Raw genomic sequence first — 12,877 nt, 5'->3', positions numbered from 1 at the left:
TATCTAGTAACTAATTTTGTAAATAATGTTCACACTTTTTTAACATTTTGGCAAGATTTTAATTGTGACATTTTGTGTAGTATATGCTAAAAAAACAGATTTTTTAATGGATCGCTCATTGCTCAGTTTCTTATCTCTACTCATAGGAGTTATTGCAAATTTTCTCTTCATTTATAGAAACCCGACTTTATTAACGTAAAAGCTTTTACCGATTTGGCACCTCCTTCAATAAGGACCCGTTTGGCATGTCTGATTGTCGTTCCTGTCGTATATATATCATCAACAAGGAGAATTTCTTTCCCTTCCACTTGTACGGTTTTTTTTAATTTAAAAATTTGTGGCGTATTCATCCGTTCCTTTCTCGTTTTTCCTCCTTGAGTTTCTGTCGTTATTTTCTCCAACAAATGAACATAAGGGATTCGTGCTTCCTTCAGTAATTCATCCACATGGCTAAAGGTGCGTTCCTTTAATTTTTCAGGATGCATCGGTATTGGGACTATCATTTCTTTCCGATTTTTTAAATTGTAATAAATTTCTTCACGAAACACTTTTGCGAGCAGCACATCATGCATGAACTTATAACGATGTAAATAATCTTGCATCGCTTCGTTATAGTAATATAACGATACTACTTCTTCATCCTGTTCATGGAGACACCACTCGAATTGATTCTCGCATTCTTGGCAAATAACTTTCGGAAATCGATTGAAGAAAAGCCGTTTCCAATCCATCTGACTATTTAATGGTGCGTTGCAAAGAAGGCAATTCTCGACTTCGTTACGATTCATTTTATCCTCCTTTTTATTCGATTGTCCTATTGAAATCCCTCCTTATTTAATCGAAGGATTTCATTTCTCGCTGCATCCATTTCAACCGAGATTCCGTGATGGAAAAAGACGATCTCACCGCCAGGAAAATTTACATTTCTCCCAACACGACCGCTTATTTGAATCAACGCGCTCGATGTAAAAATTTTTGATTCTGCCCCTACGACCGCAACTTGCACATTGCTGATTGTTACCCCTCTTTCTAATATTGTCGTTGTTAATAATCCAGGGATTTCTTCATTTCTCAATTTCATGACTTTCTCTTTCCGTTCTGGATCTTTGGCATGAACGCTTAAAATGTCAGGATGAATTTGTTGAAATAGTGGTGCGGCTTTTTGCATTAAGTGAATCGTCGGAAAGAAAATGAAAAAGGGTTCTCCTTGCTCAATTCTCGATTTCGTCCATAGCGCTAATTTTTTTGGAATTCTTCCTTTATTTATTTGCCTTTCATAAAACCAAAGGGACTCAAATCGAGGTACTGGGAGCGAATGACCATGATATCGCTTCGGAATAAACGAATAACCCCATCCGTCTTTTTTAACTTTCGATAAAATTTGAACAGATGGAGTTGCCGTGACAAGTGCGACAGGAGCTCCTTTCTTCTTTGATTTCCATACCGCCTTTTGCAATGAAATATCGTAAGTATATGGAAACGCATCCGCTTCATCCACTATGACCATATCAAATGCCTCTTCAAAGCGATAAAGTTGATGTGTCGTTGCGATGACGAGTTGAGCGGTTCCCTTTTGTTTTGGGGCATTGCCATAATAGGCATGGATAACCGTATTCGGAAAAACTTTTTGAAAACGAGGAAATAATTCTAATACGACATCTGTTCTTGGCGTTGCAATACAAATTCTTAATCCTTCTTGTAAACAATGGAAAACGGCGGGAAACAAAATCTCAGTTTTACCCGCACCACACACCGCATGCAAGAGATGGTTCCGTCGTTGGATTATGCTGTCTAGCAGCTCTTTTGAAGCTTTTTGCTGAAGCTCCGTAAACATGCCATTCCAGTCGAGGATGTGATGTTTAGGAAATTTTTCACTCGGACCATTCCAAAGGAGGAGATCTGTACAACTACTCATTCTCCCCATATTGATGCAATGTCTACAGTAAACGCAAATTTTCCTGCATCGCGCACATTCAAATTCTACAAATTCTTGTTGATTATCATTAGAACAGCGGTTGCAAATATATTTTTTATTAAAGAAGGGGAAAAAAGAATGTTTTTCTGAAATAGCAGGCTTTACTTTGAAATAGTTGTTTTCGATATAACGATCAATCTTTTCTTTTGAAAAAGGAGTATTTTCCCTGGACCAAACTTTCCCGATAAAGAATTCACGAATTTCAGGTTCTACGATGATTCCTTTATATTGTCTTGCTTTAGTTAGCTGCACTTTGCGTTTCATACAATCCTCCTTTTAAATCTCCTAATATCAATAAAAAAAGCCTCTACTATTTACAGTAGAGACTACAAACTTTTACTCTTCCATTACCGGAACCCAGCCTAATCCTAATGAGCCTTCTCCTAAATGAGTGCCAATCACTGGTCCAAAATAACTTAAATGAAATTCCACGTTTGGAAACTTTTCTTGCATTTTCGCCATCCACTCTAGTGCTTCTTGTTCCCGATTGGCATGAATCACCATAGCATGAATGCGATCATATTTAGCTGCATCTTGCGAAAGCAGTTCTTCCACACGGCTTAAGGCTTTTTTCTTCGTGCGAATCTTTTCAAATGGGACAATAACTTTATTTTCGAAATGAAGAACTGGCTTAATTTGCAACAATCCTCCCACAATGGCAGCTGCAGATGATAATCTTCCTCCCCGTTGTAAATGAGACAAGTCATCAACAATAAAATAAGCACGCATGCGACTTTTTATTTCTTCTAATTTCTCTAATATTTCATCAGAAGTTTTTCCTTCTTTCGCCATTTTTGCTGCCTGCACTGCGTAGTATCCTTGCGGCGCACAAGAAATTTCACTATCAAAGCCATGCACTTTAATACCTTCTATTATATTACCTGCCTGCAATGCACTTTGAAATGTCCCGCTAATTCCGCTCGATAAATGGATGCAGATAACTTCATCATAGTCTTTCGATAATGTTTCAAATAATTCCATAAATTTACCAATAGGCGGTTGAGTCGTCTTTGGGAACACCTTTGCTTCACGAACTTTATCGTAAAACTCTTTTGCATGAATTTCGACTTCTTCTTCAAACACACCATCTTCTAATGTCACACTTAATGGAATCATATAAATATTGTATTTTTCACGTTCTTCAGGCGATAAATAAGCTGTACTGTCCGTTACAACTGCGATGCTCATATATTCACTCTCCTATGTAATTTATCATACAGTAATAATGCATTCTTGTTAATAAGAAAAAAACTACAAAAAGAATGATTGTGAGACTTGAAAGAGAAAAAACTTGCTCATGTGATATTAACAAAATTTAAGTATTAAAATTTTCTAAAAGGATAATAGTCAAACTTCGGTAGATATTAGCCAAATTGAGCAAGATAATAGTCAAATTTAAGAAAATTATTGCCAAGCGATAAAAATCAATCCCCTGAAGATGGGATAATAGTCAAACTTCAGAAGATATTAGCCAATTTGAGCTAGATAATAGTCAAATTCGGGAAAATATTTGCCATGCGAAAAAAATCACTTCCCTGATTATGGGATAATAGTCAAACTTCAGAAGATATTAGCCAATTCGAGCTAGATAATAGTCAAATTCGGGAAAATATTTGCCAAGCAATAAAAATCAATCTCCTGAAGATAGGATAATAGTCAAACTTCGGTAGATAATAGCCAATTTTCGAAATATAATAGCCAAGCCAAAAAACACTTCCTTAATTATGTTCGAAAGATATTAGCCACTCCCGCCTACCTTCCTGCACAAAAAAATATCATCCAATCCAAAGTTGGATGATCCTTTTTTCTTTTACTGGTCTAATTTTTCCATTCCTACAATCCTTGTTATTTTCCAATCATCATTTTCCTTTACAAAGATTGTTACTTGTCTAACCGTACGATTAAGTGTTGCATCTGTTCCATGTTCTTTCACATGATAATCAATATTCGCAACCACATGAGCTTCGTCTTCGTTATACTTCACAATCGTAGCATCTGAATCCTCTAATTTTACATCATGATTTTTAAATGTTTCTTTTAACATTTTAATTTCTTCTTCATAATTAAATCCAATTGCATTTTTGGAAAGAACATTTGCGTAGCGATCAATATCTTTCGCATTAAATGAATTAATATATTCATCAAAGGCAGCAATAATTTTTACTTTTTCATCTGTAGGAACATTCGTCGCTTCAACAAATTGGTCACCGATCATTTCAAATCCAATTGCCTCATCTGACTCCCCAGTTGTATTTTCTACGGATGAAATTGCTTCAGGTTCAGAATCAGCATTATTATTTCCACATGCAGTTAGCAGGAATACTGCTGCAACTACCAAAATCAACCAGTTCTTCATTTACCCTTACCTCCCAAGGTAATATTGTAGCATATGAGCAACTACCATTTCTATTGATGCAGATTTTTGTCGAAAATACAAGAAACTTTTCATCATCTACTTAAGACGAAATCACCTTAAACTTAGTTGCCTCGATTTACAAATCCTCTCCATTACGCACCATTTGCATAATTGAATTCAAAAAAAAACAAGAACAAAAGGTTTTCAGCCTATAAAAAAAACCGAACGATTATTTGAAACTCTATTTTGAGCTTCAATATCGTTCGGTTTTTTAATTATATACCAAAATGCGTATGATAATTCTTTTTAAGAAGGCTAATTTTAGTTCTGTCCCAACCTCTTACAAAATTACAGTATGTAAATTTGTTCTTGGTGCTTATGGAATTATCGTACTTCCACCCAACCGTTTTTAATAGCGGTTACGACAGCTTGTGTACGGTCATTTACATTCATTTTTTGTAGAATGCTAGATACGTGGTTTTTCACTGTCTTTTCAGAAATGAACAATGTTTCACCAATTGCACGGTTAGATTGTCCATCAGTTAATAATTGCAGTACTTCACATTCACGTTTTGTGAGCAAGTGGAATGGACGACGAATTTCTGTTTGATGGAAGTTTCCTTTATTTTCATGCTCACTTAGGCGACGGAATTCAGCTACTAAATTTTTCGTTACTTTTGGATGCAAGTAAGATCCTCCATTTGCAACAACCTTGATTGCTTCTACTATTTCATCTGCATCCATTTCTTTCAGCATATATCCTAAAGCACCGGATTTTAAAGCGTGCGTAACATATGATTCATCATCATGAATCGAAAGCATAATTACTTTTGCATCTGGAAATTCTTGAATTAATTCTTTTGTTGCATCTACGCCATTTTTACCTGGCATATTGATATCCATTAACACTACATCTGGTAAATAGTCTCTATATAAACTGATGATGTCGCTGCCGTCATCGCCTTCTGCAACAACCTCAAAGGATTCTTCAAACTCTAAAATACGTTTTACTCCTTCTCGGAATAATTGGTGATCGTCAATAATGATTATTCTTGTCACAAAGCATTCCCCCTTAACAAGTATATTACAGTTGAAATTTCTGTTCGTTATTTGGATATGGTATTTTAAACATAACTACAGTTCCATTTCCAATTTTCGTTTTAATATCCATCGAACCTTTTAAAATTTCAACTCGTTCTCTCATTCCAATAATTCCAAAAGATTGCTCTCTTTTGGCTTCTAAGTCGAAACCACTACCGTTATCTTTTACAATAACATTTAAATTGTTAAGATTCCATTCTAGTTTAACCCAAATATCTGTTGGGTTTCCATGTTTTACTGAATTATTCACGCATTCCTGCACTAATCGGAAAATTGCGACTTCATAATTTGAAGGAAGTCTCGTTTCATTATTAAGAGATTGAAAATGAATGTCTACACCCTTGTTATATTCCATAATTGTGGACAAATATTTTTTTAATGTCGGCACAATGCCAAGATCATCTAATGCCATAGGACGTAAATCGTAAATAATCCTTCTTACTTCAGACAATGCTTCTCTAACTGTTTTCTTGAGTTCTGAAATTTCCTTTATAGCGGCATCAATGCCTCTTTCACGATATGTTTTCTCAATTAAATCAGCTCGCATCAAAACATTTGCCATGATTTGTGCAGGTCCATCGTGAATTTCACGAGACAATTTTTTTCTTTCCTCTTCTTGAGCGGCAATGATATTTATGCCAAATTCATGTTTTAATTTTGCCTGCTCAAGTGCTGCACCCACATTTTTCAAATCGGATGTTAAATAATTTAACACGACATTCACTTGATTAACGATATGGTCGGCTCGTTGTATTGTATCGTATAATACTTTTAGACGCCGTTCAAGGTCATCACGTTTCTCTCGTAGGCTTTTTTCTTCGGCCTCGGAAAGTGATAACCGAATTTGCAAGTCGTTGGCAGTTTCATAAGCCTCTCTGACTTGCTGTTCTGAATATTTATCGAAATGTCTGCTAACTTCTACTAGCCTTTGTTTTGCCAGTTGCGTTTGGCGAGCTAAATTATCACTATTCTGAATAACTACTTTTAATTTCTGCTTAATTAATTCCAATTCGATTTTCATTTCCTCAAAGCTTCTACGGCTTTGTTCGCTGATTATAAAAATATCGTTTTTCGAATTGGTAATATTTTCAATCATCCGATTAAAAATAAAATCAATCGATTGGATATCAATTTTGTTTTTTTCATCAAAATACATGATTTGTCCCCAATCCAATTGGTGTAATATAATAAATTATATGTGAGCAACTATTAGTATTTAATGATTATATTATTCTAACATTATTATACCATTTTCCAGTAAACTTTTAAGAAAATTTTTTATTACAAGGAATTCGTTTTTTTGGAAAATAAAGGAGTTTTTGTAATGCGAAAGGACTACAAAACTGTTAAGGGTTATGGAGAAAAAGAGATTGTTATATCGAAATCTCGATTTATCGCTTATGTTGACAGGGCTGAAACTGAAGAAGAAGCTATTAATTTTATTAATAAAATAAAAAAGATGCATTATAATGCTACCCACAACTGTTCTTGCTATATGATTGGCGAGCATAATCAAATTCAAAAAGCGAACGATGATGGGGAACCTAGCGGAACTGCTGGCGTTCCTATGTTAGAGGTGCTAAAAAAACAAGGACTACAAGATACTGTCGTTGTTGTTACTCGATATTTCGGTGGCATTAAACTTGGAGCTGGAGGGCTTGTTCGGGCATACGGAAAAGCTACTACAGAAGGGATTGCGGCTGCCCAAGTAGTGGAAAGAAGACTACATCATGTAATGAAAGTAACGATTGATTATACATGGCTTGGTAAAGTGGAAAATGAAATTCGAAATTCGAAATATACATTAGCTGAAATCCAATATGCTGACAATGTCGATATCATCGTTCATGTCTTAAAAGACGAAGAACAAGCCTTTGTCGAATGGATGACAGAATTAACTAACGGACAAGCGACAATTACATGTATTGACAAAATGTTTATTGAAAAAGTCATTTCATAATCGTTTCAGTCCTCGAAAAAATTTCTTTTTTGTCAATATTTCATTGTCATAATTTTTCAATTTACTGTTTTTCGACAACATTGTATAATTATACGTATTGAACAATTTTGCTTTTCACATAAGATTTACCTGTGATGAATCTTAAGTTGAAATCCATAATAAACATAACAAGCCGTACAAAATCAACATTCCTACATATATAGAGGAGAGTATATATAATGAAACGAATGCAGAAAAAGGAGAAAAAAGGAAAACGTTCGACAAAGTTTTCGCTAGTACTTAAAGTATTAGCACTTTTGTCGGCTTCATTCTTAATTTGTGCAACAGCTTATGGAATTTATTTAACGAAAAAAGCTGAATACGCAGCAAAACAATCTTACGAAGAGCTTGAGGAACGACAATCTTCTCCTAAAAGGGAAATAAAAGCTGAAGCTGAAATCGATAACATTTCCATATTGTTTATCGGTGTGGATGACAGCGAGACACGGGGTCAAGGTTCCGATCATTCTCGTTCAGACGCCCTTTTATTAATGACACTTAATCGTGAAGCAAAAACAGCAAAATTAGTCAGTATCCCTCGGGATTCATATGTGTACATACCAAAAGTAGGATATCAAGATAAAATTACGCACGCACATGCTTTTGGAGGCACAGTGGCAACAATCGAAACAATAGAAGAATTATTTGATATTCCTGTCGACTATTATGTACGCATGAATTTTAATGCATTTATCGATGTAGTCGATGCGCTTGGCGGTATCGATTTAGAAGTTAACATTCCATATGCCTTCTATGAAAAAGACGAAAACGACCGCTATTCTATTTATTTAGAGCCTGGATACCATCATCTAGATGGGCGAAAAGCATTAGCATTAGCACGAACTCGTAAACATGATACAGATTTTGCTCGTGGTGAGCGTCAACAAGATATTATTAAAGCCATTGCCAATAAAGCACTTTCCTTATCCTCCATCACGAAATACGATGAAGTTCTTTTGGCAATCGGTGACAACATGAAAACTAACTTAACATTCGATGATATGAAATCGTTCCTTACGTATTTCTCAGGTGGCATGCCACAAATTGATACTTTAACGTTACAAGGTCAAGGTGATATGTCTACAGGAATTTATTATTACATGTTAGATCGAGAATCTTTAGAAGAGACAAAACAAATCTTAAAAAGCCATTTAGAAATCATCCCAAGCAATGCAAGTTCTAATATCTCTGAAATCGGTAGCGACGATGAAACACAGCAAGTAGATGTTGGTTCATATTCTTACTCATCAAATTGGAATCGATAAATAATTGACAATAGGCAAAATACACTCTCAGTAGCTTGAGAGTGTATTTTTTATATTGGAAAGGGGAGTAGTATTTTCATTCTCCAGTTTGAACAGTTGTATATAAATTTATTCATTGAAAAATTGAAATTTGGATAGTTGAGGAAAACCTTAATTCAACATTTAGCAATAATAAAACGGCTTAAGGGGAATTCATGTCCCCTTAAGCAACAGATTACATTTTAATTTGAAAAGAAAGTTGCATCTAACAAACAGCATTATAGTTGGGCTTGTTTTAACCATTTATTTAGCTGTTCATCCGTACCATATACGAAATGATTCGGCAATGGTTCGTGCATTGATGCAAAATCCGACGTTTCTTCTTGTACATACGGAATTCGTTTCCGTTTTCTTTCCAAAATCGGATCTGGGAGCGGAACTGCTGATAGTAATGATTTTGTATATGGATGAATAGGGTGATGATAAATTTCTTCTGCATCCCCTAACTCCACAATTTTTCCGCGATACATCACAGCAATTCGATCGCTGATATATTTCACCATCGATAAATCATGCGCAATAAATAAGTACGTTAAATTCCGTTCTTCTTGAAGTTCTTTTAATAAATTGACAACTTGTGCTTGAATGGAAACGTCTAGTGCTGAAATGGGTTCATCAGCAATAATAAAACTCGGATTTAAACTTAACGCTCTTGCAATACCAATACGTTGTCTTTGTCCACCGGAAAATTCATGGGGATATCTTGTCATATGTTCACGATTTAAACCAACGGCTTCTAATAAGGAAACAATTCTTTCTTGGCGTTCTTTTTTATTTTTATAAAGACCGTGAATATCAAATGCTTCACTGATGATTTCACCTGCTGTCATACGCGGATTCAATGAAGCATATGGATCTTGGAAAATCATTTGCATTTCACGTTTTAATTGCTTTTGCTCTTTCTTTGATTTGATTTTGTGAACATTTTTTCCTTTAAAAATCACTTCGCCATCGGTCATGTTATAAAGACCAATAATGGAACGACCTGTCGTTGATTTACCGGAACCAGATTCACCAACAAGTCCTAACGTTTCCCCTTCAAAAATATGGAAACTAATTCCATCAACTGCTTTAATAGGATTGGAAGGAGAGCCGAAATATTGAGTTAAATTTTTTACCTCTAATAACTTATGATTCACTTAATTCAGCCTCCTTTTTATATCTTTCCATTCTTCTGACGATAGGTTCCGGAATGTCAATTTTCGGTGCATATTCATGCAACAACCATGTTTTTGCATAATGTGTTTCCGATACTTTAAACATTGGCGGTTCTTTTTCAAAATCAATTGCTAATGCATATTTGTTTCGAGGTGCAAAAGCATCTCCTTTTGGCGGATTTGTTAAATCTGGTGGAGAACCTGGAATTGCAAACAATTTTTCGTCGCTTTTATTATTTAAATCAGGCATAGAGCCAAGTAATCCCCAAGTGTAAGGATGTTTAGGATTGTAGAAAATATCGTTGACTGTTCCGTATTCCACAATTTGGCCAGCGTACATCACCGCTACACGATCTGCAACATTTGCTACAACCCCTAAATCATGGGTAATAAAAATAATAGACGTTTTCCGTTCCTTTTGAATTTCCTTCAATAATTCCAAAATTTGCGCTTGAATTGTAACATCAAGTGCAGTTGTTGGTTCATCAGCAATTAGCAATTTCGGATCAGCGGCAAGAGCAATGGCAATAACCACACGCTGACGCATCCCACCGCTAAATTCATGCGGATATTGGTTAAACCGTTTTTCAGGCATTGGTATACCTACTTGGCGAAGCAACTCTATCGCTCTTTCTTTCGCTTCTTGTTTAGAAACTTTTTTATGTTTTAAAATGACTTCCATTATCTGCTTTCCAACACGGATAGTTGGGTTTAAAGCCGTCATCGGATCTTGGAAAATCATCGCGATATCATTACCGCGAATTTTTGACATTTCTTTATCTGAAAGCGGAATTAAATCTTTTCCTTCAAATAAGATTTGTCCATCTGCATAAATGCCAGGCGGCTCAGGAATCAATTTCATAATCGCATTACTGGTAACACTTTTTCCCGAACCTGATTCGCCAACAATTGCTAAAGTTTCGCCTTCATATAATGTAAATTCTACCCCTCGTACCGCTTGAACAAGTCCTGCATATGTTTTAAAGTTTATTTTTAAATTCTTTACTTCTAACAATGGTTTTTTCATCTTTCCACCCCTTTCTACTTTCGTAATTTTGGATCAAGTGCATCGCGTAAACCATCACCAATTGCGTTAAAAGCAAAAATTGTTAAGGAAATGAAGAATGCAGGGAAGAATAAACGCCAAGGGGCTATTCTTAAACCACCCATACCTTCTGATGCCATCGTTCCCCAACTAGCAACCGGTTGAGTTACACCTAAACCTAAAAAGCTTAAGAAAGATTCAGTGAATATTGCTGTTGGAATTGTCAATGTCATTGTTACAAGAATCGCACCTAAAGCATTCGGTATAATGTGGCGGATAATTAAATGCCAAGTACTTGCTCCAAGTGTTCTTGAGGCTAGTACGAATTCTCGATTTTTAATCGATAAAACTTCACCACGGACAATTCGCGCCATGTTTACCCAACCTGTAATCGATAAAGCAATAATCATTGGAAGAAGACCTTGTTCCATTACAACAAGTAAAATGATTACCACTAATAAGTAAGGGATGGCAGATAAAATATCGACAAAACGCATCATTATGTCATCTACACGTCCGCCAATCAGACCTGAAATGCTGCCCCATAAAACACCGATGATTACATCAATGATAGCGGCCGTAATACCAATAAATAATGAAATGCGTGCACCATACCATACACGAACAAATACATCCCGACCTAAATCATCCGTACCAAACCAATGAGTCTTTGAAGGCGCTTCATTATAAACACCTAATTGATCACGATAACTATATTGTGAAAATTCTGGTACAAATGTCGCCAGTAGTACAATGATGAACAGAATAATTACGCCCGAAACCGCTAATTTGTTTTGTTTAAATCGGAGGAATACTTCTTTCCAGAAAGATACAGACTTTTTTGTCATTTTATCGCTTTCTTCTAATCGGGGCCCAACTACTGTAAACATTTCTGGAGTTAAATTGTCAATCGTTTCATGCTGCTTTGCCATTATTTTTTTGCTCCTCCTTTCAACTTAATGCGCGGATCAATGAGAGTATATAAAATGTCTACTATTAAAACTGCGAACATTAAAATAATTGCATAGAATACCGTTGTGCCCATAATCACTGTATAATCCCGGTTTGTAATACTTTGAACGAAATGTCTACCTAATCCAGGAATAGCAAAAATTTGTTCTACTATAAAACTTCCTGTTACAACCCCGGCTGTTAAAGGCCCTAAATACGTGATAACAGGCATTAATGCATTGCGCAACGTATGTTTAAATACAACCGTCCATTTGCCAAGCCCTTTTGCGCGAGCTAATTTTACATATTCGCTATTGTTTTGTTCTAACATGCTTGAACGAACTAATTTTGCAATATAACCTGCATGTGTTAATGCAATCGCTAATGCTGGCAAGACGGTATACTTAAATCCATTCCAACCTGCTACAGGGAACAAACCTAATTTTAAGGAGATAAAGTATTGCATTAATCCAGCTAATACAAAGGAAGGGATTGATATTCCTAAAACAGCGAGCGACGAGGCAGCATAATCGAAGAAACGATTATGATAAAATGCTGCAATGATGCCAAGTGATACCCCTATTCCAACCGCAATGAACATGGCTTCAAGTCCAAGGGCTAACGAAACAGGAAACCCGTCCGCAATAATATCGTTAGTGGAGCGGTTTTTATATTTCATTGACTCTCCAAAGTCAAAAGTCAGCGTATTGAGTAAATAATCTTTATATTGAATATACCAAGGGTTGTCCAGTCCATATTTCGCTTTTAAATTGGCTTCTATTGCAGGCGGAAAATCCCTTTCACTTGCAAAAGGATTACCAGGCGCTGCCTTCATTAAGAAAAAGGTTGCCGTGATGATAATAAATAAAGCAATTAAAATATGAATAATTCTTTTGATAATGTACTTTAGCAAAGTGTTCCCTCCTTTATATAAAAATCCCGTGGACACCTAAAAAATAGCAAAAGGCTGCCTCTGATCAATGAAATCG

The 12,877-nt window shown here is 35.7% G+C and carries 12 protein-coding genes; 2 read left to right on the top strand and 10 right to left on the bottom strand.

Annotated elements, in window-relative coordinates:
• Positions 1-167: 167 nt before the first annotated feature.
• The 6 genes from NST00_RS13840 to NST00_RS13815 all read right to left on the bottom strand — a co-directional run bounded on the left by NST00_RS13840 (position 168) and on the right by NST00_RS13815 (position 6,588).
• On the bottom strand, positions 168-788 hold the full coding sequence (locus NST00_RS13840) for a ComF family protein (protein WP_016837980.1): 621 nt from the start codon (positions 786-788) through the stop codon (positions 168-170).
• 26 nt (positions 789-814) lie between these two features.
• On the bottom strand, positions 815-2,239 hold the full coding sequence (locus tag NST00_RS13835) for a DEAD/DEAH box helicase (RefSeq protein WP_340710217.1): 1,425 nt from the start codon (positions 2,237-2,239) through the stop codon (positions 815-817).
• A 72-nt stretch (positions 2,240-2,311) separates the two neighbouring features.
• Complete coding sequence (locus NST00_RS13830; protein ID WP_016837978.1) at positions 2,312-3,163, bottom strand: DegV family protein; 852 nt, start codon at positions 3,161-3,163, stop codon at positions 2,312-2,314.
• Positions 3,164-3,785: 622 nt separating this feature from the next.
• Positions 3,786-4,331 carry a nuclear transport factor 2 family protein gene (locus NST00_RS13825; protein WP_339289095.1) on the bottom strand — a complete coding sequence of 182 codons (546 nt, stop codon included), beginning with the start codon at positions 4,329-4,331 and terminating at the stop codon, positions 3,786-3,788.
• A 384-nt stretch (positions 4,332-4,715) separates the two neighbouring features.
• Complete coding sequence (locus tag NST00_RS13820) at positions 4,716-5,390, bottom strand: response regulator (protein WP_016837976.1); 675 nt, start codon at positions 5,388-5,390, stop codon at positions 4,716-4,718.
• A gap of 25 nt (positions 5,391-5,415) precedes the next feature.
• On the bottom strand, positions 5,416-6,588 hold the full coding sequence (locus NST00_RS13815; RefSeq protein WP_168412862.1) for a sensor histidine kinase: 1,173 nt from the start codon (positions 6,586-6,588) through the stop codon (positions 5,416-5,418).
• A gap of 168 nt (positions 6,589-6,756) precedes the next feature.
• On the opposite strand from NST00_RS13815, the gene NST00_RS13810 reads away from it, so the two are divergent.
• Together NST00_RS13810 and NST00_RS13805 are read left to right on the top strand one after the other, a co-directional pair.
• Positions 6,757-7,392, top strand: a complete 636-nt coding sequence (locus tag NST00_RS13810) for a YigZ family protein (RefSeq protein WP_016837974.1) — start codon at positions 6,757-6,759, stop codon at positions 7,390-7,392.
• 218 nt (positions 7,393-7,610) lie between these two features.
• A complete protein-coding gene (locus NST00_RS13805; RefSeq protein ID WP_168412861.1) occupies positions 7,611-8,696 on the top strand; it encodes an LCP family protein in 1,086 nt (361 codons plus the stop codon).
• Positions 8,697-8,953: 257 nt separating this feature from the next.
• Here the strand turns inward: NST00_RS13805 and NST00_RS13800 are convergent, their stop codons facing one another.
• Genes NST00_RS13800 through NST00_RS13785 form a run of 4 tightly spaced genes read right to left on the bottom strand, consistent with a single transcriptional unit; the run spans position 8,954 to position 12,801 of the window.
• Positions 8,954-9,874 (bottom strand): ABC transporter ATP-binding protein, encoded by a 921-nt coding sequence (locus NST00_RS13800; RefSeq protein WP_016837972.1) that lies wholly within the window; start codon positions 9,872-9,874, stop codon positions 8,954-8,956.
• Complete coding sequence (locus tag NST00_RS13795) at positions 9,864-10,919, bottom strand: ABC transporter ATP-binding protein (RefSeq protein WP_016837971.1); 1,056 nt, start codon at positions 10,917-10,919, stop codon at positions 9,864-9,866. Before NST00_RS13795 ends, NST00_RS13800 begins: the two co-directional genes overlap by 11 nt.
• A 14-nt stretch (positions 10,920-10,933) precedes the next feature.
• On the bottom strand, positions 10,934-11,827 hold the full coding sequence (locus tag NST00_RS13790; protein ID WP_238536185.1) for an ABC transporter permease: 894 nt from the start codon (positions 11,825-11,827) through the stop codon (positions 10,934-10,936).
• A gap of 41 nt (positions 11,828-11,868) precedes the next feature.
• The gene (locus tag NST00_RS13785; protein WP_016837969.1) at positions 11,869-12,801 is read right to left on the bottom strand and encodes an ABC transporter permease; all 933 of its coding nucleotides are present in this window, start codon (positions 12,799-12,801) and stop codon (positions 11,869-11,871) included.
• Between the last annotated feature and the right edge of the window lie 76 nt (positions 12,802-12,877).

The organism is Ureibacillus sp. FSL K6-0165, assembly GCF_038004285.1.
Taxonomy (GTDB): domain Bacteria; phylum Bacillota; class Bacilli; order Bacillales_A; family Planococcaceae; genus Ureibacillus; species Ureibacillus thermosphaericus.
Note: the sequence above shows the minus strand (reverse complement) of the source record. Positions and strands in the feature narration are given on the sequence as shown.

Coding starts and splice junctions, on each gene's coding strand:
- NST00_RS13810 (WP_016837974.1), top strand. CDS start 6,757: ATGCGAAAGGACTACAAAACTGTTAAGGGTTATGGAGAAAAAGAGATT.
- NST00_RS13795 (WP_016837971.1), bottom strand. CDS start 10,919: ATGAAAAAACCATTGTTAGAAGTAAAGAATTTAAAAATAAACTTTAAA.
- NST00_RS13825 (WP_339289095.1), bottom strand. CDS start 4,331: ATGAAGAACTGGTTGATTTTGGTAGTTGCAGCAGTATTCCTGCTAACT.
- NST00_RS13840 (WP_016837980.1), bottom strand. CDS start 788: ATGAATCGTAACGAAGTCGAGAATTGCCTTCTTTGCAACGCACCATTA.
- NST00_RS13790 (WP_238536185.1), bottom strand. CDS start 11,827: ATGTTTACAGTAGTTGGGCCCCGATTAGAAGAAAGCGATAAAATGACA.
- NST00_RS13835 (WP_340710217.1), bottom strand. CDS start 2,239: ATGAAACGCAAAGTGCAGCTAACTAAAGCAAGACAATATAAAGGAATC.
- NST00_RS13805 (WP_168412861.1), top strand. CDS start 7,611: ATGAAACGAATGCAGAAAAAGGAGAAAAAAGGAAAACGTTCGACAAAG.
- NST00_RS13830 (WP_016837978.1), bottom strand. CDS start 3,163: ATGAGCATCGCAGTTGTAACGGACAGTACAGCTTATTTATCGCCTGAA.
- NST00_RS13815 (WP_168412862.1), bottom strand. CDS start 6,588: ATGTATTTTGATGAAAAAAACAAAATTGATATCCAATCGATTGATTTT.